Origin of the sequence: Hyphomonas sp. (assembly GCF_041398385.1) — a bacterium.
Classification (GTDB): domain Bacteria; phylum Pseudomonadota; class Alphaproteobacteria; order Caulobacterales; family Hyphomonadaceae; genus Hyphomonas.
The window spans coordinates 48,357-68,453 of record NZ_JAWKUW010000009.1 but is presented as its reverse complement, the minus strand read 5'-3'; the positions used below and the strand labels follow the sequence as shown (position 1 = coordinate 68,453).

The 20,097-nt window shown below is 64.9% G+C and carries 19 protein-coding genes; 7 read left to right on the top strand and 12 right to left on the bottom strand.

Annotated features, from left to right (window positions below; translation table 11 throughout):
• Positions 1-15: 15 nt before the first annotated feature.
• The 8 genes from R3C13_RS14260 to R3C13_RS14225 all read right to left on the bottom strand — a co-directional run bounded on the left by R3C13_RS14260 (position 16) and on the right by R3C13_RS14225 (position 6,797).
• Complete coding sequence (locus tag R3C13_RS14260) at positions 16-990, bottom strand: NADPH:quinone oxidoreductase family protein (protein ID WP_371311507.1); 975 nt, start codon at positions 988-990, stop codon at positions 16-18.
• 9 nt (positions 991-999) lie between these two features.
• Positions 1,000-2,034, bottom strand: a complete 1,035-nt coding sequence (locus R3C13_RS14255; protein ID WP_371311506.1) for an alpha/beta hydrolase — start codon at positions 2,032-2,034, stop codon at positions 1,000-1,002.
• 73 nt (positions 2,035-2,107) lie between these two features.
• The gene (locus R3C13_RS14250; RefSeq protein ID WP_371311505.1) at positions 2,108-2,722 is read right to left on the bottom strand and encodes a TetR/AcrR family transcriptional regulator; all 615 of its coding nucleotides are present in this window, start codon (positions 2,720-2,722) and stop codon (positions 2,108-2,110) included.
• A gap of 125 nt (positions 2,723-2,847) precedes the next feature.
• Entirely contained in the window at positions 2,848-3,462 is a 615-nt protein-coding gene (locus R3C13_RS14245; protein WP_371311504.1) for a pyridoxamine 5'-phosphate oxidase family protein, read from the bottom strand.
• Between the two features lie 17 nt (positions 3,463-3,479).
• Complete coding sequence (locus tag R3C13_RS14240; RefSeq protein WP_371311503.1) at positions 3,480-4,172, bottom strand: DUF6498-containing protein; 693 nt, start codon at positions 4,170-4,172, stop codon at positions 3,480-3,482.
• The gene (locus R3C13_RS14235; RefSeq protein WP_371311502.1) at positions 4,169-4,768 is read right to left on the bottom strand and encodes a hypothetical protein; all 600 of its coding nucleotides are present in this window, start codon (positions 4,766-4,768) and stop codon (positions 4,169-4,171) included. The genes R3C13_RS14240 and R3C13_RS14235 overlap by 4 nt, the downstream gene beginning before the upstream one ends.
• Before the next feature lie 20 nt (positions 4,769-4,788).
• Positions 4,789-5,439, bottom strand: a complete 651-nt coding sequence (locus R3C13_RS14230) for a M23 family metallopeptidase (protein WP_371311501.1) — start codon at positions 5,437-5,439, stop codon at positions 4,789-4,791.
• Between the two features lie 26 nt (positions 5,440-5,465).
• Positions 5,466-6,797: a flavin-containing monooxygenase gene (locus R3C13_RS14225; protein WP_371311500.1), complete on the bottom strand. Its 1,332-nt coding sequence runs from the start codon at positions 6,795-6,797 to the stop codon at positions 5,466-5,468.
• Positions 6,798-6,887: 90 nt separating this feature from the next.
• Here R3C13_RS14225 and R3C13_RS14220 point away from each other — a divergent pair, with 90 nt between their 5' ends.
• Positions 6,888-7,376: a PaaI family thioesterase gene (locus tag R3C13_RS14220; protein ID WP_371311499.1), complete on the top strand. Its 489-nt coding sequence runs from the start codon at positions 6,888-6,890 to the stop codon at positions 7,374-7,376.
• Positions 7,366-7,797, top strand: coding sequence for a PaaI family thioesterase (locus tag R3C13_RS14215; RefSeq protein ID WP_371311498.1), 432 nt, complete (start codon positions 7,366-7,368; stop codon positions 7,795-7,797). Before R3C13_RS14220 ends, R3C13_RS14215 begins: the two co-directional genes overlap by 11 nt.
• A 186-nt stretch (positions 7,798-7,983) precedes the next feature.
• On the opposite strand, the gene R3C13_RS14210 is transcribed toward R3C13_RS14215, so the two are convergent.
• Complete coding sequence (locus R3C13_RS14210; protein WP_371311497.1) at positions 7,984-8,889, bottom strand: hypothetical protein; 906 nt, start codon at positions 8,887-8,889, stop codon at positions 7,984-7,986.
• A 9-nt stretch (positions 8,890-8,898) separates the two neighbouring features.
• Complete coding sequence (gene putA, locus R3C13_RS14205; protein WP_371311496.1) at positions 8,899-12,033, bottom strand: bifunctional proline dehydrogenase/L-glutamate gamma-semialdehyde dehydrogenase PutA; 3,135 nt, start codon at positions 12,031-12,033, stop codon at positions 8,899-8,901.
• Positions 12,034-12,234: 201 nt separating this feature from the next.
• Here putA and R3C13_RS14200 point away from each other — a divergent pair, with 201 nt between their 5' ends.
• Positions 12,235-13,398 carry a glycosyltransferase family 4 protein gene (locus R3C13_RS14200; protein WP_371311495.1) on the top strand — a complete coding sequence of 388 codons (1,164 nt, stop codon included), beginning with the start codon at positions 12,235-12,237 and terminating at the stop codon, positions 13,396-13,398.
• On the opposite strand, the gene R3C13_RS14195 is transcribed toward R3C13_RS14200, so the two are convergent.
• The gene (locus tag R3C13_RS14195) at positions 13,395-14,477 is read right to left on the bottom strand and encodes a substrate-binding domain-containing protein (RefSeq protein ID WP_371311494.1); all 1,083 of its coding nucleotides are present in this window, start codon (positions 14,475-14,477) and stop codon (positions 13,395-13,397) included. The two genes, R3C13_RS14200 and R3C13_RS14195, sit on opposite strands and share 4 nt — an antisense overlap.
• Positions 14,478-14,775: 298 nt before the next feature.
• Between R3C13_RS14195 and R3C13_RS14190 the strand changes: the two genes are divergently transcribed.
• Positions 14,776-15,969, top strand: coding sequence for a type III PLP-dependent enzyme (locus tag R3C13_RS14190; protein WP_371311493.1), 1,194 nt, complete (start codon positions 14,776-14,778; stop codon positions 15,967-15,969).
• On the opposite strand, the gene murI is transcribed toward R3C13_RS14190, so the two are convergent.
• Positions 15,915-16,784, bottom strand: coding sequence for a glutamate racemase (gene murI, locus R3C13_RS14185; protein WP_371311492.1), 870 nt, complete (start codon positions 16,782-16,784; stop codon positions 15,915-15,917). The two genes, R3C13_RS14190 and murI, sit on opposite strands and share 55 nt — an antisense overlap.
• A gap of 100 nt (positions 16,785-16,884) precedes the next feature.
• Between murI and R3C13_RS14180 the strand changes: the two genes are divergently transcribed.
• From R3C13_RS14180 to R3C13_RS14170, 3 genes are all read left to right on the top strand, one after another.
• Positions 16,885-17,277 (top strand): hypothetical protein, encoded by a 393-nt coding sequence (locus tag R3C13_RS14180; protein WP_371311491.1) that lies wholly within the window; start codon positions 16,885-16,887, stop codon positions 17,275-17,277.
• 72 nt (positions 17,278-17,349) lie between these two features.
• On the top strand, positions 17,350-19,176 hold the full coding sequence (locus R3C13_RS14175; RefSeq protein WP_371311490.1) for a copper resistance system multicopper oxidase: 1,827 nt from the start codon (positions 17,350-17,352) through the stop codon (positions 19,174-19,176).
• Positions 19,176-19,985: a copper resistance protein B gene (locus R3C13_RS14170; RefSeq protein ID WP_371311489.1), complete on the top strand. Its 810-nt coding sequence runs from the start codon at positions 19,176-19,178 to the stop codon at positions 19,983-19,985. The genes R3C13_RS14175 and R3C13_RS14170 overlap by 1 nt, the downstream gene beginning before the upstream one ends.
• The last annotated feature ends 112 nt before the right edge of the window (positions 19,986-20,097 follow it).

Genomic DNA, 20,097 nt, shown 5'->3' with positions numbered 1-20,097 from the left:
CCTCTCTCTGCCCGGTCAGGGCCTTATGATGACTTTGCCGACAACGTCGCGATCCGTCAGCATGCGCCAGGCCTCGCGCCACTCGGTCAATGGCAGTTCGGCATGGACACTGGGGCGCAGCTTGCCCGCGTCCGCCCAGGCGTGAATCGCGTCGCGGTTCTCGCGGCCCTTTTCGGGGAACTGGCGGCCATATTCGCCGGCGCGGACACCGACGACGGAGAAACCCTTGATCAGCGGCATGTTGGCGTTGATGGACGGGATGCGGCCTGAGGTGAAGCCGATGACCAGCAACCGGCCATCGAAGGCGATGCAGCGGACGCTTTCGTCGAATACGTCGCCGCCGACGGGGTCGAAGATCACGTCTGCCCCGCGACCATGGGTCAGCGTCTTTACCTTGTCGCGGAAGCCTTGCGTCGCATTGATCACATAGTCGGCGCCATAGGCGCGCACCTTGTCGAGCTTGGCGTCGGAGGCCGAGGTGGCGATCACCGTCGCGCCCAGCAGCTTGCCGACATCGACAGCCGCCATGCCCACGCCGCCGCTGGCGCCATGCACCAGCAGGGTCTCGCCCGGCTGAAGGTTGGCCCGGCGCACCAGCGCGACATAGGCTGTGAGGTAGGCCGCCGGGAAGGCGGCGGCTTCGGCAAAGCTGAAGGGTGCCGGCCGGGCAGAAAGCCCGTCTGCCGGCAGCACGGCATAGTCTGCATAGGCACCGGTCTTGTTGCCGCCGATCACTTCGTCACCGACGGCCCAGCCGGTGACACCCTCACCCAGCGCCTCGACAATGCCGGCGCATTCCATGCCCATGACGAAAGGCAGGGCCGGCTTCATCTGGTATTTACCCTGGCTCATCAGGAGGTCCGGGAAATTCACGCCGGCCGCTTTCACGCGCACCAGCACCTCTCCCGGCCCTGGCGTGGGCACGGGCATCTCCCGCACCTCAAGGCCGGAGAAATCCTCGGTAATCTGGTGGCAGACGAGCGCCTTCATGACCTGCCGCTACAGCTTGTCGTAAGTGGTGCGCACCATGTCGGCAATTTCTTCGCAGGCCCGGCGCGAGCCCGGAGAGACCAGCGTGAAGGCCGTGAACGCATGGGCGAGCGCGTCGTAGCGCTTGTGGATGACGGGCACGCCGGCCGCCTTCAGGCGCGCGGCGTAATCGTCGCCCTCATCGCACAGCGGGTCATGTCCCGCAGTGATCACGACGGCTGGCGGCAAGCCCTCGAGCGCGCCGGTCTGGCCGGGCGACAGCATCGGATCGCTCTTGTCGAAACCGGCGGGAAGGTACTGGTCCATGAACCAGTCCATCGTGTCGGTGGAGAGGGAGAACGTCGCCCCGAACTCCGCCTTCGAGGGGAAGTCCTCGACAAGGTCGACCGCCGGATAGATGAGCAGCTGCATCACGGGCAGCGGTTTGTCCTCGCGCTGCATTTCCTGCGAGATGATGGCGGAGAAATTGCCGCCCATGGAATCGCCGCCGACGGCAGCCTGCCCTTCCGGCGCGCCGAAACGGGTGGCGTTGCGCATGCCCCATTCATAGGCGGCGATACAGTCGTCGATGCCGGCGGGGAATTTGTGCTGGGGCGCGAGGCGATAGTCGATGGAGAGCACCGGGCATTTGACGCGCGACGCAAGGATCGAGCACCAGGCGTGGCAGGTTTCGAGATCACCGATAACGCCGCCGCCCATATGGTAGTAGACCATCAGCGGCGCATTCGGATCCTGGCCCTCGGGCCTGTAGGCGCGGGCTGGGATCTCGTTTCCATCCGGGCCCGGAATGGTGAGATCCTCGGTTTTCACGCCCGGCTCGATCGGCGCGGCGACTTGCGCCAGCGCGTCTCTGGTTGCGGCCTGCACGACTTCCGCCGGCAGCGTGGAGAATGGCGGGGCGTTGCGGCCGTTCCACGCGATCATCTGGAGTTGCGGCTCGAGCGTGCGCCCGCGGACCGTCAGGGGTGTGCCGCCCGCCAGCTTCACCAGGATGCCGCCCGGCAGCTTCATGACGAGCCTGGCGATGGTCTGCTGCAGGCTCATGGCCTCTCCCCTGTTGTCTTTGTTGGGAAAAGCTTAGACCTGCCCAACCCTTCCCGCCAAGGGGCGAAAAGGGTTACTTTGCGGCAAGGGCCTGGATGCTGGCGAGCAGCATACGGGACGCGAATTCCGTCGCGCCGTCCACATCCACGGGCCGGCGCTGCAGCATGACGTCACCCATTTCCCGCGCGATGCCGATGGCGGCGGCAGCAAGGTAATCGATGTCGAGGCCGGACGAGTCGTCTTCGAGGATGCGCTCAAGGTCGGCGCGGATCTCGGCCGCCGTGGCCAGCATTTCCGGCGTATCGACGCGCACGCCGATCAGGGCGAGGTGCGGGGCGCCATTGGCAAAGGCTTCCTCATTTTCCTCCGCGATGAAGGCGAAATAGGCCCGGTAGGCCTGTTTCATATAGTCTTCGGCAGTGGTGGCCCGTTCGCGCACATGGCTCAGCAGTTCGCGGTAGCGATGGGTGGAGTCTTCGGCGATGGCCTCGAAGACTTCCTCCTTCGACTTGAAATAATTGTAGAAGGTGCCCGAGGCGAGATCGGTCTCGCGGATGATGTCGCGCACGGTTGTGGCTTCATAGCCGATACGCGCGAAAACGCGCCGCCCTGCATCCAGAATAGCGCGCCGGTTTGCCGCCTTGGACCGGGCGCGCTTGCCCGGCTCCAGCACTGTCTTGGTGTCCACGAATGTGACCCTCACACTTAACCCCACGGTACGTTGAGCCGAGGCGTCATAATGTGTCAACTTTTTTCAACCGCTGAGCGGTAACAGGTCGCAATCGGGATGTTTCCCTATTGAACCCGCCGCAATCAGTAGAGCTCGTCGCGCGCATTCTGGTCGATTGCGTCGTCGATGCTGCGGGCCGGCATGTCCAGTTTCATCTGATCGCGCAGGATCTGTCCGGGGCTGGGAAAGGTTGACCGGTCGACCTGTGCGTCCGGATCCCACAGGCCAGCCCGCCTGATCGCTTTCGGGCAATGGAAATAGGCCTCTTTCACGTCGATCAGCATGACCGAGCGCGGCGGTCTTCCGTCATGGAGGAACCGGCCCATCAGGGCCTCGTCGGTCGACATGCGCGCGAGGCCGTTGACCCGCAGGCAGTCTTCGAAGCCCGGAATGAAGAACAGGAGCCCGACGCCCGGCCGGGCCGTCAGGTTGCTCATCGAGTCCAGCCGGTTGTTGCCGGGACGGTCCGGCATGGCGAGGGTGTGCTCGTCGATCACGTGGACGAAGCCCGGCTCCCCGCCACGGGGCGAGACATCGCAGAGGCCGTCCTCGCCGGACGTGCCGATGCACAGGAAGGGCGAGAGGCCGATGAAGCGGGAGAAGTGCACGTCGATGTGCGCGATGTCCTTGCCGACTGCCCCGCCGGACGGCTGCTGGTAGACGGTGCGGAGATCCGCGGCTGTGCTGAGTGTCGACATGGCTTTCTTCCTTCGGCTTATCCGGCCTCTGCAACGGCACTCAGCGTCTTTCCGAGCGCGCCTTCCAGTTTCAGCTGGCGCATCGTGTTCAGGGCGACGCCGAACGCGACGCGCAGGGCGATCAGGATCAGCACGCCGAGCAAGGGCTGGCCCAGCGCCAGCATCAGGCCGGCGCCAAGAATGATCGCCACATGCAGGGTCACGATCCGGCCGTAAGGCGCGAACATTTCCACCATCGGCGAAGCGGTGCGGAAGTCGCCCCTGATGATGAAGTCGGCGATATAGAACACGGCATTGACCGCCGCGATGGCGGTGACGAACCAGATCATGTGCGGCGCGGTGCCCATCGCCCAGTGGACAAGCGACAGGGGGCCGCCGCCGAACGGGTCGGCCGTGTCACTGCCGGACATGGCCTGCAGGAAGATCCCGTGGCCGAAGCAGAACATGCCGTAATGGATGCAGAAGAAGGGCACGATGAACAGGCAGATGCCGAGATTGGCGATATTGCCTGCCACCGACCCCAGCATGCGCAGCACGGTGAACCCGCCGATGACGAGGTTTTCCAGCCAGTAGAGCGCGACCAGCGGCGTTGCGCGCCAGCCGAACAAAAGGATGGCGACGATCGGCAGCAGGTCCACCGCCAGGGCAAGCCAGGCGAGCGGATCGCGATAGGTCCGGAGGAACAGTTCCGGATCGAAAAACCGGTTCATTCAGGCACGCCCTTTGGCACCAGCACCGGCATCGGCAGGTCTGTCCGCGTGTAGACGAATTCGTGCCCCGGCCCCCAGCCGTCAGGCCCATGGAATTCCGAGACGCTGGACAGGGTGCCGTCGGGATTGATGCGGCCGGTGGAGCGGACCTTGTCGATATGTTCGAGGCCTTCGAGCGCTTCCTCGGCAAACCAGCTACCGTCTTCATTGATTTCGAAACTGCCGGAGGTGCGGAAGCCCGCACTGGTGATGTAGACATAATCGAGCGCGCCGGATTCGTTGTTGACCTGGATATAGGTGACGCCGCCATAGGAACCGTCCTCGATCACGTGGCGGTTGACGAGCACGCTGCCGCCCAGATCCCAGTACCATTCCGAATAGTCCGCCGGCTGGCCGTGTTCCTTGTCGCGCGTGCCCGGCTCACCGCGCCAGCGCGTGCCGACGAGCGCCGCGAGGGGGCCGAAATCCTCTGCGAACGGGCTTTCGGCAAACGTATAGGACTGGGACGCTGACGGAACATCCGATGCCGGAACCGGGGGCGTCTGGCAGGCGCCGAGCGCAATCAGCACCGCGCCTGAAAGCCAGAGATTACGCATGTTTGTCCCCTCCCCCTGATTCAGCTTCCTGCGTCAGGATCATAGGCGGGAAATTCGAAGGGGTCACGCGGGTTGAGGCCCTTGGAGCCTTTCGGGTTGTTGTAGTTGCCGGTCAGGATTTCATAGTGGAGGTGGATCGCGGTGGCGTTGCCGCTCTGGCCCATCATGCCGAGCGGCTGGCCGAAGCCGATCTCGGCGCCCGCCTCGATGCCGTCGGCAAAATAGGCAAGATGCGCATAGCGGGTGTAGACGCCGCCGCCATGGTCGATCAGCACCATGTTGCCATAGCCGGTCGAGACGCGCGCTTCGAGGATCGTGCCGGGCGCGGCGGAATAGATCGTGCCCGCCGGAATGGATTGCAGGTCGATGCCGTCATGCTTGCGCGCAGACCGGATGCCGAAGCCGGACGAGAGGCACACATCATTGGCCGGCGCCGTCGCCAGCACGATGGACCCGACAACGATGATCGGCTTGTAGTTCACCACCCAGAAATCGCCGTCCATGTCGGGCGCGTTGGTGACATAGATGCCGCCGCACGAACGCAGATAGGCATTCGGCTGGAAGGTGCCCTGCGGCTGTACCTCGCCATGCGGCAGCGGCGCGGCCTCACGCGGGAGGCTCCGCACCTCGACGGGCGCCGGCGTGCTGGCGCAGGCGCCGAGCAGAGCCAAACAGATCGCAGCCCCCAGCCGCCGGATCACGCGCTCACCCGGGCACGTTTGGTGCCGCGTTCGATTTCTTTCATCAGATCCCTGCAATAGGCGTTGAAGTCCACCTGCATCCGGTGGCGCGGGCTGTCGTAGAAATGGCCGAGATGTTCCTTCTCGTCTGCCACGATGATGCGCTCCATCTCGTCCGGTTTCGGGAAAGCATAGTCGCCCGTGATGGCGAGGGCGACCAGCTTTGACTGTTGCTCCGCAAAGTTCACGAGCGTCGGCAGGGGCTGGGCGAGGCCGAGGAAGAAGATCGTCTCGCGGCCGGGCTTCACCATGCGCTTGTAGAGCGGGAAGACGTTATCCTTCGGCGTCAGGTCGTCCTGCTTCAAGAACGGGAAGGTGACGTTGTAGCCGGTCGCCCAGACGATGGCGTCGATCGCTTCCCGGGTGCCGTCGGTGAAGACGACGCCGTCACCGTCGAGACGGTCGATGCCGGGCTTCGGGATGATGTCGCCGCAGCCGACGCGGGTCAGGAATTCGCCGGAGACGGAGGGGTGGCCCTCCAGCGGCTCATGGTCCGGCTTCGGCAGGCCATAATCCTCCATCATGCCGATGGTTTTCTTGAGCTTCGCGCGCGCGAGCTTGCGGCCGATGCCGGCCGGGAGCCAGGCCGGCAGCACTGCTTTATCGGCGGGCTTGCCGTCGATATATTTCGGCATCACCCAGACGCCGCGGCGCATGGAAATGTAAAGTTTCGAGGCGAGCGGGCGCTGGGCCAGCTCCGATGAAATATCCATCGCCGAGTTGCCTGCCCCGACGATCATCACCTTCTTGCCGCGGAAGTCATATGGCTCGAACGGGTCGGTATAATTGTGGGAGTGGACCTGGTAACCGTCGAAATGGCCGGGATAGCTGGGCTTGCGGGCATCCCAGTGATGGCCATTGGCGACCGCGACGAAATCGTACTCACGGCTTTCGCCCGTCGACAGGGTGACTTTCCAGCGCCCGCCCGGCAGGTCGGCCACATCGGTCACGGCCGTGTTGAAGGTGATCGTCTCGCGCAGGCCGAAATGGTCGACATAGTCATGGAAGTACTGCAGCAGCTGGGCGTGGTGCGGAAAATCCGGCCAGTCCTCCGGCACGGGATAATCCTCGAAGGCAAGACGCCATTTCGACGTGTCGATGTGCAGGGACTGGTAGCAGGACGAGGCGCCGTTCGGGTTCTTGTAGTACCAGTTGCCGCCGATATCGTCCGACATCTCGAAACAATCGTAAGGCAGGCCGTAATCCTTCAGGCGCTTGGCCATGGTAAAGCCGGAGCAGCCCGCCCCGATGATGCAGGTCTTCGGCTTGCCAGGCCCGTCGAACGCCATCAATTCCTCCTGACCTCAGGTCATGTGTATGTCTTTATGGCCCCAAGTGTTATCCGAGCTGCAAGGCACGTCAAATGAAGAGACCCCAAGATGAGCGATGACGCCGCGACACTCCCGGAACCCTGGCAGGTAATGGCCGAGAATTGCGATGTGATCACATCGGTGATCCCGTGGGGGCGGCGCCTCGGCTTCCGCATCACGCGGGTGGAAAAGGGGCATGTCTGGGGCCTGCAGCCCTGGAAAGACCGGCTGGTGGGCGACCCGGACACGGGCGTCATTCATGGCGGCGTGCTGACGGGCTTCCTCGACAATCTGTGCGGCCCGGCCGCGATGTCGGCCCTGTCCACGCCGCACTTCGTGGCGACGCTGGACCTGCGCATCGACTATATGCGCCCGGCCGATCCGCGCCGCGACATTATCGGCGAGGCGGAATGCTATCACCTCACCCGCAATATCGCCTTCACCCGCGCCTGGGCCTATCACGAGAACCGCGACAAGGTGATCGCAACGGCGGCGGGGGCCTTTGCGATCAACAAGCCGCGCAGCGTCGAAAGCATGAGAGAACAATATGGCCAGTGACACCGACCTCAGCCGCGCCGAGGAAGTCGCTGCCTTCATCGCCCGCACGCCGCTGGCGCAGGAAATCGGCATGCGCTGCGAAGTCATGGGCGACGAGATGACGGCCATCGTGCCCTTCCAGGAAAAGCTGATCGGGAATGTCGCGATCCGCGCCCTGCATGGCGGCATGATTGGCGCCTTCCTGGAACTGACGGCGCAGGCGCAGGTGTTCCTTGTGGCTGACCATCTGAGCCACCCGCCGCGACCGATCAACCTGACGATCGATTACCTGCGCCAGGGCCATGCGAAGGATCTCTATGCCCGTGCGACCATCACCAAGATGGGACGGCGCATGTGTTCGGTGCAGGCCGAAGCCTGGCAGGACGAGCGCTCCAAACCCGTCACCACCCTGCTCGCACATTTCATGGTGGGCGGGGATTAGGACGGGGATAAACCGCGCCTTCGGGCTCCGGTAAATCCTACGCTGAGGCTACGGGAAGGCTCCGGCCACGGGATTCGTAGGAAAAAGCCGGTGTTTCCGGCTGGGCGGCATGGTGAAGGCGGAGACGCGGTTCGAGCCGGGGCTCGGCTGCACGCTGGTGAAGCCATAACGGACAGCTGGCGCGGATTAGTTCTTCGAATCGGGCCGCGAGAGGGCGACCGGCTTGCCGCCGAAGGCACCGGTATATTCCGGCTTCAGGAAATCGCGGAAGTCTTCCTGCGGGATGGCGACATGATAGGCGCCTTCCGCATACGAACCGATTTCGTAAGGGCCGAAATGGATGACATAGCCGCCGAGCTTGCCGGCCTCGTCTGAGGCGATGAGGCTGATCTGGCCACCTTTCACCATGTCGGGCGTGACGGCATCCTGCGCCTCGCCGAGGAAGGTGTCGTAGGCGGCTGAATTGTTTGTCTTGAACACTTTTTCGCGCGCGATGCCTTCATGGATGGGTGCCATCTGGGCGGCGATCGCCGCGGCAGGATCGGTGAAGAGGTCAGCCAGGCGCAGTTCGTCGCCGGTGATCGTGCTGTAGATGCGCCCGTCGGTGAAGTAATTGCCGTGCGCGCCGCCGGTATAGGAATACTGGAAGCCTTCAAGGCCCGCGAGGCCGCCGGCCGCGCCGGTCAGCTTCCAGTCGATGCGCAGACCATAGGGGCGGAAATAGTCCGGGTCCGCCTCTTTATAAGCGGCGGCGTCTTCCTCGGTCGCCGTGAGGCGGATGCGGGCGTCTTCGACAAGGTCCATCGCCATGGCGGGTGCGTAAGCGAAGACGCCCTCGTCAAAGGTGATGTCGGCCTTGACGAGGTCATTGTCGAGCGAGATGGCGCGCGGCAGGTCCGCGATGTCGGTCGTGTGCGGATCGGGCAGCACGGTCTGCGCCGATTCCAGCTGGGCGACGGGCTCCTCCCCCTCTGCCGCGCCTGCGGGTTCGGCGGCGCCCGGCGGGTCGGTCGCCACCGGGGCGGGCTGCTTCTTCCCGCACGCGGCAAGCGCGAGCAGGAGCGCGGCGGGTAAGAGGAGGGTCTTGCGCATATGTTGACCCTACAGGCTGAGGAGTTCGGCGTCACCGCCCTGGGCTGTGATATTCACCGTGACCGCCCGTTCCGTGGCGAAACGGTGGAGATAGCGCGGCCCGCCGGCCTTCGGCCCGGTGCCCGAAAGCCCCTCACCGCCAAACGGCTGGACGCCAACCACGGCGCCGATCATCGAGCGGTTGACATAGCAATTGCCCGCCGGGACCGCGGCCTGCACCGCCCTGTGGAAGCTTTCGAGGCGCGAATGGATGCCGAGCGTCAGGCCGTAGCCTTTCGCATGCAGCGCCGCGCCGACCTTTGCGACATCGTCCGGATCGTAGCGCAGGACGTGCAGGATGGGGCCGAATTTTTCTTCCGTGATCTGATCGAGAGAGGAAAGCTCGACGAGGGCCGGGCCGAAGCCGTAGCCTTCGCGGCCCATGGCGCCGGGGTCGACCTGGTGCAGGATCTTCGCCTCGCTGCGCATGGCGTCGAGGTGAGATTGCAGCACTGAGCGGGCCTCTGCGTCGATCACCGGGCCGACATCCGTGTCCGGTTGCGACGGGTCGCCGAGCTTCAGCTGGTCCATCGCACCTTTCAGACCGTCGATCAGGCTGTCGGCGGTGGCCTTCGGCAGGAAGGCGATGCGCAGCGCCGAGCAGCGCTGGCCGGCCGAACCGAAGGCCGAGAGGATCATGTCGTCGATCACCTGCTCGCGCAGGGCTGTCGTGTCGACGAACAGGCCATTGAGGCCGCCGGTCTCGGCGATCAGCGGGATGATCGGGCCGTCGCGGTGGGCCAGCGTGCGGTTGATGAGGCGCGCGGTGCCTGTGCCGCCGGTGAAGCAGACGCCGGAGACGCGGAGGTCTGCGGTGAGTTTCGCGCCGACCGTCTCGCCCCTGCCCGGCAGGAGGTGGAGCGCATCCGCCGGCAGGCCGGCCTTGTGGTAAAGCTTCACCGCCTCGAAGGCGATGAGAGGCGATTGTTCGGCAGGCTTGGCTACGACCGTGTTGCCCGCGGCGAGCGCGGCGGCGATCTGGCCGGTGAAGATGGCGAGCGGGAAGTTCCAGGGGCTGATGCAGCAGAACACGCCTCGTCCGTGCAGGGAGAGATGATTGGTCTCGCCCGTCGGGCCCGGCAGGCGGACGGGGCCGGCAAAATCCTTCTCGGCCTGGGCGGCATAGTAGCGGAGAAAGTCGACCGCCTCGCGCACTTCGGCGATGCCGTCTTCCAGCGTCTTGCCGGTCTCCTGCGCCATCAGGGCCATGAGGCGACGCGTGTTGGCTTCGAGGGCGTCGGCCATGGCGCGCAGGTGCGCGGCCCGTTTCGCGCCGCCCAGCCTGTCCCATTCCGGCTGGAAGGCGGTGGCGGCCGTCAGGGCACGGTCGATTGCAGCGTCATCGGCTTCCTTGCAGGCGCCGACGATAGTTTCGGTGTGCCAGGGCGCGCGGACAAGGTCTCCGCCGCCCGTATCGGCTTTGCCGGAAACGATTGGGCCGGCGGCGATGGCCGGGCTGTCGCGGAACTTGCGCATCTCGGCGGCGACCGTGTCGCGCGTTGCTTTCTGCGAGAGGTCCATGCCGGCAGAGTTGCGGCGCTCCGGGCCATAAAGGCGCGGCGGCGTCGGGATGCGCGGATGGCGGCGGGGGCCCGCTTCGACCTTGGCGATCGGGTCGGCGACGACCTGTTCGGCCGGCACGTCGGGGTCGAGGAAGGAATGCACGAAGCTGGTATTGGCGCCGTTTTCGAGCAGGCGGCGGACGAGATAGGGCAAGAGGTCTTCATGCGCGCCGACGGGGGCGTAGACGCGGACGCGGTTGCCCGCGCCGGCCGCGTCATAGAGCGGCTCGCCCATGCCGTGCAGGCGCTGGAATTCGAAGCCGGTGACGCCCATTGCTTCGGCCATCAGGTCGACGGCGGCGAGCGTGTGGGCGTTGTGGGTCGCGAATTGGGGATAGAGGACGGGGCTCGCCTCGAGCAGGGCTTTCGCACAGGCGAGGTAGTGGAAGTCCGTGCCCTGCTTGGTGGTGAAGACCGGGAAGTTCGGGTCGCCCTCGACCTGGGCGCGCTTGATCTCGCTGTCCCAGTAGGCGCCCTTGACGAGGCGGACCATGAAGCGCTGGCGCGTTTCACCGGCGAGCGCCTTCAACCGCTCCACCACGCCGCCCGCGCGCTTCTGGTAGGCCTGCACGGCAAGGCCGAGGCCGGTCCAGCCCTTGAGGGACGGCTCGCGGGCGAGGCGTTCGAACAGTTTGAGGCTGATGACGAGGCGGTCGGCTTCCTCCGCATCGAGACAAAGATTGATATTCGCCTTCGCCGCCTGTTCGCAGAGGGCGAGGACATCCGGATACATTTCCGCCATCACGCGCGCCTCGTTGACGGCCTGGTAGCGGGGATGCAGGGCGGAGAGCTTGACCGAGACGCCATTGGCGTGTTCCGGCGCGACGGCGGGATCCTTGTCGGCGGCGACGGCGTCGATGGCGTTCTGGTAGGCCTTGAGATAGCGGGCGGCGTCGGCCGCGGTGCGGGCACCCTCCCCCAGCATGTCGAAACTGAAATGTGCCGCTTCGCCAGCCTTCACCATCCGGCTGCCGCGCTTGATGGCATCCTTCACGTTCCGTCCAAGGACGAATTGTTCGCCCATGATACGCATGGCCTGCATCATGGCGGCGCGGATCACCGGCTCGCCGCTCTGGCGGATGAGGCCGCCGATGAAAGAGGCCGGACCCTTGTGCGCCGCGGCCGGCACGCCGATGACACTGCCGGTCAGCATGAGGCCCCAGGTGGAGGCATTGACCAGCCAGGATTCGGACTGGCCCTGATGGGCCCCCCAGTCGCCGGAGCGGATCTTCTCGGCAATCAGCTCGTCGCGGGTCGCCGAATCAGGCACCCGCAGCAGCGCCTCGGCGAGGCACATGAGGGCGAGGCCCTCGGCATTCGACAGGCCGAATTCCTCAAGGAAGCTTTCCATCATGCCCTTGCGCCGGCCCTTGGCGCGCGCGGTCTCGACCAGGTCGAGCGCGCGGCGGCGAGCGGCCTGGCGCAGATCGTCGCTGAGCGGCGCCTGTTTCAGCAGGGTTTCGAGCAGGGCCTCTTCATCGGCGAACTTCGAATCGTCAAGGCTGTCCCAGTCGAGGGCGGGCGGGAGATGCGTGTCGGGCATGCAGGGTTCCGGTAAATCGAATGAACGTAACCGTTTGAGGAGGCTTTCCGGAATGTCCTGCCCCGCTTCACACGGTTTCCGGGCACAGCTATATCGCCTTGCGCCGCCGGACGCGAGGGGGCGAGCAGTAAACGAGGCCTTTACGCCTCTCCCCAAGCTCGCCATGTTGCGGCCGGGCGGGTAGATGATGATGGAGTCCTCATGCGGATCATGCTGGTGACAGACGCCTGGGAGCCCCAGGTCAATGGCGTCGTGCGCACCATGAAACGCGTGATCGCCGAGACAGAGGCCATGGGCCATGTCTGGGAAGTCGTGCATCCGGGGCAGGGTTTCATGACCATGCCGCTGCCGACCTATCCGGAGATCAAGCTGGCCCTGTTCGCGCGCGACGAGATCGAGGAGCGGTTCCGCGAATTCGAGCCGGACGCCGTACACATCGCGACCGAAGGCACGCTGGGCATGGCGGGGCGCGCCATGTGCCTCAGCATCAAGCACCCCTTCTCGACCGCCTATCACACGCGATTCCCCGAATACGTGTCTGCGCGCCTGCCGATCCCGGTGGCATGGGGCTATAATTTCGTGCGCTGGTTCCACAAATATTCCGGCAAGGTGATGGTGCCGACGCCTTCCATGGTGGAGGAGCTGCAGGCGCAGCGTTTTATCAATCTTGTCGCCTGGGGCCGCGGCGTGGATACCGACCTCTTCAACCCGCACCGCCGCATCGAAGCGGGCGAGCCCGGCGACCCGTTCGAGGGCATGGCCCGGCCGATCTTCCTGAATGTCGGCCGCGTGGCAGTGGAAAAGAATATCGAGGCCTTTGCCGAGCTGGACCTGCCGGGCACCAAGGTGATCATCGGCGCCGGACCGCAGCTGGAAGAGCTGAAGCGGAATTATCCGGAAGTGAAGTTCCTCGGCGCACGGTTCAACGAGGATCTCGCGACCTGTTATGCGAGCGCCGACGTGTTCGTGTTCCCGAGCCTGACCGATACGTTCGGCCTCGTGGTGCTGGAAGCCATGGCCTCGGGCACGCCGGTCGCAGCCTTCGAGGCGACGGGGCCGCGCGACGTGATTCCGGGCTCGAATGCCGGCACGATCACGCCGGTGGGCGGCGACCTTGCCGCCGGGGCGAAAGCCTGCCTCGACCTCAGCCGCGCGACCTGCCGGGAGTATGCCGAAGGCTATAGCTGGCATGCCTGCGCCTCGGCCTTCATCGAGAACCTGCAGCCGCTGCCGGCCCCGGCGCGCAAGCGGTTCTGGCAGAAAATCCGCCTGCGCCGCCGCAAGAAGCCGATCGAGCTGGTGATCCCGCCGCCGCTGAACATGGGCCCGACGCGCAAGGTCAAGGACAAGGACGAAGACGCCTAGTTGCCCGCCTTGCCGCCTGCAGAAAGTGTGGCGGCCTGCGCCTGGACGGCGGTGCGGTCTTCATCCGTCAGCGGAATAAGTCCCTTTTCCAGCAGGTAGCCGTCCGGCCCCATGGCGCTGTCGGAGACGAATTCACGGGCAAATTCCGCAAGGCCGGGCACCTGGCCGAGATTCTGGCACTTCACATAGACGTACATGAGGCGCGAAAGGCCATAGGTGCCGGACTTGATGTGGTCGAAGTCCGCTTCGACCCCGGCGAGGCGCGCCGCCTTCACCCGGTCGGTATTCCGCTCAAGGAAGGAATAGCCGAGCACGCCGATGGCGCCCGGCGTTTTCAGCAGCGACTGGATGATCGCGGCATCGTTCTCGCCGAAATCGATCCATGCGCCATCCGCGCGCAGGGCATGGGCGCGCTCGCGGAAGGCGGCCTCATCGCTGGCGAAGAGGGCCTGCATCTGCGGATCGGTGAGCGCGCCGATCTCCATGCCCAGCTCGACAAAGGCGTCGCGCGTGCCGGAGGTCGGCGGCGGGCCGAGCACGAGGATGGGCTCGTCCGGCAGGTGCGGCGCGACATCGTGCCAGGTCTTGTTCGGGTTGGGCGTGAAGCCGCCCTGCCCGTCCGGCAGGTCCATGGCGAGGGCGCGGTAGAGTTCCGCCTTGGTGAGATCGAAGTCCGGGCCGGACCTCGAATTGGCAATGACGATGCCGTCATAGCCGATGCGGATTTCCTCAAGCCGGGTGACGCCGTTTTCTGCACAAAGGGCGCGCTCGCTGTCCTTGATCGGGCGGGAGGCATCCGACACCGAGGCGTGTTGCGGCCCGGTGCCGGCGCAGAAGGCCTTGAAGCCGCCGCCCGTGCCGGTCATTTCGACGATCGGGGTGGGAAAGTCCGTGACCGCGCCGAATTGCTCGGCCACGGCATTGGCGAAGGGGCCGACCGTGGAGGAGCCAACAATCCGGATCTTTGGAACATCTCCGGACGTGATCGGCGGGACCAGAATCTGGTCACCGGTTTCGAGGGTCGACAGGTCGGTCCGGCCGCAGGCGGCCGCCCCGCAAAAAAGGAGGCTTGCGAGCATAAATTTTCTTAATGCGCGCATGACGCGAAACTTTCCCTGTTTCTGCAGCAAATAATTGGATTTGTTCGGATTCCCAACAGCGATACTCACATGCCGTGACCCTGTCGCGTCGCCTTTGTGAACCTTTTGCGACGCAAACTTCAGCCAGACCAAAATTTTCTCTTGCGTGCCCGGTATTTGTCCACTACATCCCCCCTCGAAAATTGAGATGTGGCGGACACTCTGCGCTAACCCGGTCATCGGGGGCCCCCGTACTAACGCCCAAAGCTGGTTAAAAGCCCTTTGGAGGTTAGGTGTCATGCACACTTATGCTACCCCAATTCATGTTGTGCGCGAGTCCCAGCCGGACCTGCCCGTATGGTGTTTCCGTCCTGAGCGCGTGACTGCGGCTGCCCGCTGGTTCCGCGACTCGTTCCCGGCCGAGCCGTTCTATGCCGTGAAGGCAAACCCCGGCGAGCACGTCCTCGACGCGCTGTGGGCCGGCGGCGTGCGCAGCTTCGACTGTGCCTCGGACACCGAGATCGAACTGATCCGCACACGGTTCCCGACCGCGCGCATCGCCTTCCTGCACCCGGTGAAGAACCGCCGCGCCATTGCCCGTGCCTATCACGAGTTCGGCGTGCGCATCTTCGTCACCGACACGATGGCCGAGCTGAACAAGATCCTCGAGGAGACGGGTTTTGCGAAAGACCTGACCATCATCGTGCGCATCGCTGTCTCGTGCGACGGCGCAGCCCTGCCGCTGGCCGGCAAGTTCGGTGCAAATGCGGACGATGCCGCCGAGATCCTGCGCGAAGCCCGCCGTCATGCCGACGAGCTGGGCGTGTCGTTCCATGTCGGCAGCCAGGCGCTGAAGCCGACGGCCTGGGCGACCGCGATGGCGGACGTTTCGCGCATCATCATCACGGCCGGTGTCACGGTCGACATCGTGGATGTCGGCGGCGGCTTTCCGTCCGTGTACGCTGACGGCGCCCCGCCGGCCCTCGAAGCCTATGCCGCCATGGTCGAAGCCTCGTTCGAAAACATGTTCGTTCTCGAAAACGCCGAACTGTGGTGCGAGCCGGGCCGCGCGCTGGTCGCCGAGTCGGAAAGCCTCTTGTGCCGCATCGAGCTGAACAAGGACGGCGCGCTCTACATCAACGACGGCTCCTATGGCGCCCTCTACGATGCGGTGCACGAGCGCTGGCAGTTCCCGATGCGCGCCATCGCCGGCAACGGCCGCAAGCTGCGCGGCCTCAAAGCCTACCGCGTCTACGGCCCGACCTGCGATTCGACCGACAAGTTCCCCGAGGAAATCCTGCTGCCGGCAGGCCTGACCGAGGGCGACTATATCGAGTTCGGCAACCTCGGCGCCTATGGCCGCGCGATGTCCAGCCGCTTCAACGGCTTCGGCGAAACCGAAGTGGTGGAAGTGAAGGATGCGCCCTGGCCGAGCCTTTACGGCGCGGTCGGTGCGGAAGTCGTGTCCATCGGCTCGATCGCCACGCTCTGAACATCGGGAAAGCCGTATCGCCTGAGGACGAGCGCGAGATCCGCCTCGTCTTCCGGCGGGCTGGTCAGGAAAGCCTGACCGCCGACGCCGCGCGCCTCAGTCTCTTCTGGCAGGACACGGATGGTCTGGCGCGCGATCGCGGCGCCGGAGTCCACGTAGCTGACGGGCTGGGGCGCGCTGGCGATGAGCTGGCCGCGCACAAGCGGGAAATGCGTGCAGGCAAGGACGACCGTGTCGATCTTCTCGCCGCCGGGCGATTCGAACATCGGCGCCTGGGCTTCGGCAAAGCGGTCGATATGGATGTCCTCGCCGCGCGCATGGGCTTCGGCGAGGCGGACAAGTTCGATACTGCCCTGCATGATGACATGCAGGTGGCCGGCGAATTTCTCGATCAGCTCTGAAGTATAGGCGCGGCGGATCGTGCCCGGCGTCGCGAGGAGGCCGACCGTGCCGGTCTGTGTCAGGGCCGCCGCCGGCTTGATCGCCGGCACGGTGCCGACGACCGGGATGTCGAGCACAGCACGCACCTCCGGCAGGGCAAGGGTGGAGGCGGTGTTGCAGGCGATGACGAAGACATCCGGCCGGACGCGGTCGCAAAGCGCTTTCGCCACTTTCGGCAGGCGCTCGCGCAGGGCCTCGTCCGACTTGTCGCCATAGGGGAAGAAGCCGGAATCGGCGGCATAATGGACGCCGAGCGCCGGGCCGAGCGCGCGGATCTCCTCCGCCACGGTCAGGCCCCCCACCCCGGAATCGAAGACCAGCACCCGCCCGCGGGCAGGAGACGGCACGAAATGATTGGGCAGCGATTCAGGCATGATCCCAGCCTAATCGCATTCGCAAACGGCGAAAACGGGGCAACATTGTTGTGACTTTGCCTGACGTGTCGAGCCGGTGTATCCATCACGGCAGATGACGATGTTTCGCAGCATCCTGTTGACGGGCCTTATCCTGTTCTTTGCCGCACAGCAGGCGCTGTGTGCCTGTGCGCTGGCCGGCACGCCGGAGCCTGCGGGCATGGCCATAACGCACGAGATGGCTGGCGGCCATGCCTGCGAGGAGGCCGGTGCGCCGGTTCACGATGAGTCGACCTGTCCGCACTGCCAGTCAGGCAAGGCGCCGCTGTTCCAGATGGTGCAGCCGGCACCGGCACCGGTCATCCTCGCGGCGCCAACGCCGGTCCTGTTCCAGATGGTGGAGGCCATCGGGCCGCCTTCGTTTGATGCCGGTCCCGCGCCGCGGCAGGCCTATGAATCGCACGCCCCGCCGCGACGAACACCGCTGCAGCTGAAGACCCGCTTCCTGAATTGAGACCGGACGGCCCGGCGCGCCCCTGACGGCGCGCGCCTCGCTTCTCCCGTTTTCCGATTCAGAAGGATTTCCATGTTCAGCCGACGTCTTTTCCTGCAGGGCGGCGCCCTTACGGGCCTCTCGTCCCTGCTGCCCGCCACGCTCCTGCCCGCATGGGCGCGCAGCGCCAGCGGCGGCAATACCGGCCTCAGGCCGGACACCGCCACGGAATTCAATCTCTCCGTCGGCCGCTTCCCGGTGCAGATCGACGGGCGCGCCGGCGAAGCGGTGGGCGTCAACGGCACCCTGCCCGCGCCGCTGATCCGGTTTCGCGAGGGCGACGAGATCACGCTCAATGTCACCAATACGCTGGAGGAAGATACCAGCATCCACTGGCACGGCTTGCTGGTGCCGTTCCAGATGGACGGCGTGCCGGGCGTGACCTTTCCCGGCATCCGGCCGGGCGAGACGTTCACCTACAAATATGCCGTGCCCCAGTCGGGCACCTATTGGTACCACTCCCATTCCGGCCTGCAGGAGCAGCAGGGGCATTACGGGCCGATCATCATCGATCCGCACCATCACGATCCAGTGGCCTATGACCGGGAATATGTGCTGGTGCTGTCGGACTGGACGTTCGAGAACCCGTATCGCGTGTTCGCCAAGCTCAAGAAGGTGAGCGATGCCTATAACTACCAGCAGCGGACGATGGGCGACTTCCTCGCCGATGCGAAGGCCCGCGGCCTTGGCGCCGCCTGGGCCGATCGGGAGATGTGGGGCCAGATGCGGATGTCGCCGCGCGACATCGCCGACGTGACCGGTGCGACCTATCACTACCTGATCAACGGCCATGCAACGGCGGACAACTGGAACGGCGTGTTCCAGCCCGGCGAGCGCGTGCGCCTCAGGATCATCAATGCCTCGGCGATGACGATCTTCAATGTGCGCATGCCCGGCCTGCCGATGACGATTGTCGCAGCCGACGGCCTGACTGTGCAGCCGCTGGAAGTCGATGAGTTCCAGATGGGTGTGGCGGAAACCTATGATGTGATCATTCAGCCGACGGACGACCGGGCCTTTGCCTTTGTGGCCGAGAGCATCGACCGCTCCGGCCAGGCGGTCGCGACGTTCGGGCCGCACCCCGGCATGCGGGCGGACGCCCCTGCCCTGCGCGCCGTCCCGACGCTGACCATGAAGGACATGGGTATGGACCACGGCGCCATGGATCATGGGGCCATGGGGCATGACATGGAGGGCATGGATCATTCCGGTCATGACATGAGCGGCATGGAGGTGGACCACTCCGGACACGGAATGATGGACGATGCGAGCTGGCCGGTCGAGACAAAGGACATCTCCCCCGGCCCCGGCGTCGCCAATGTCGCGATGATGCCGGTGAGCCGGCTGAATGAGCCGGGGACCGGCCTCGAAGATGTGGGCCACCGCGTGATGCGCTATTCGCAGCTGCGCAGCCTGGAGCGTAATCCGGACCTGCGCCCGCCGGGCCGGGAAATCGAGATCCACCTCACCTCCAACATGGAACGCTATATGTGGTCGTTCGATGGGGTGAGGTTCTCCGAGGTGAAAGAGGCCATCGTGTTCCATGAAGGCGAGCGCCTGCGCGTGACGCTGATCAACAACACGATGATGCCGCACCCGATCCACCTGCACGGCATGTTCTTCGATCTTGTAAACGGCGGCGGCGATCATTGCCCGCGCAAGCATACGGTGATCGTGAAGCCGGCGGAAAAACTCTCCTTCGACGTGTCGGCCGAGCATGTCGGCGACTGGGCGCTCCACTGCCACCTGCTCTACCACATGCATGCCGGCATGATGCAGGTCGTCTCGGTCCTGCCGTCTGCGGACAAAGCGAAGGAAAAGGACAAGCGCATGGAAGACATGCATGGGGAGATGGAATGATGCGCAAATTCTGTTTTACCGCACTCGCGTGCGTCGCGCTTTGCCTGCGCGCCATGGCGCAGGACCATTCCGGCCACGGCGCCGCAACCGGCGACAAGCCGTGGTCGCAGGCCGATGGCTATTTCGACCCGGCTGAGATGGACGCCGTCCGCCAGCACATGCAGATGCACCATGGGTCGTCACGCTTCGTCATGTTCATGCTGAACCAGGGGGAAGTTCAGTTTACGGACGATGAGGAAACCGGCGTCTGGGACGCGGGCCTCTGGTATGGCGGCGATCTCAACAAGGTGTGGCTGAAGACCGAGGGCGAATACAATTTCGACGCCGGCGAGGTCGAGGAAGCCGATGTGCAGTTGCTCTGGTCGCACGCCATTTCGCGCTATTTCGATCTGCAGACGGGCGTGCGCTATGATTTCGAGCCGGACGGCCTCGCCCATGCTGTGCTGGGCTTCCAGGGGCTGGCGCCCTACTGGTTCGAAATCGACGGGGCAGCTTTCCTCAGCGAGGAAGGCGACCTGACTGCCGAAATCGAGGCCGAATACGAGTTGCGCCTGACGCAGAGGCTGTTCCTGCAGCCGCGGCTGGCCGCCGCGTTTTCAGCAGAGGAGATTCCCGAACGCGAGCTTGGCAGCGGGCTGACCAGCCTGCAGGCCGGGCTGCGCCTGCGCTATGAAATCAAGCGGGAATTCGCGCCCTATATCGGCGTGGAACAGCACAGCGCGTTCGGGGCGACGTCTGACTGGATCGAGGCCGGCGGGGGCGACGCGGACCAGACCTGGTTCGTGCTGGGACTGCGCAGCTGGTACTAGGCCGGGTCACAAACGCACGCAGGCACCTGTTTTCCTTGGAAAAGGCGCCTGCGCCGCCTTTGGCATGAGTCTTGTTGTGCAATGCAGCATTAGACAGTACTGTTACATTACG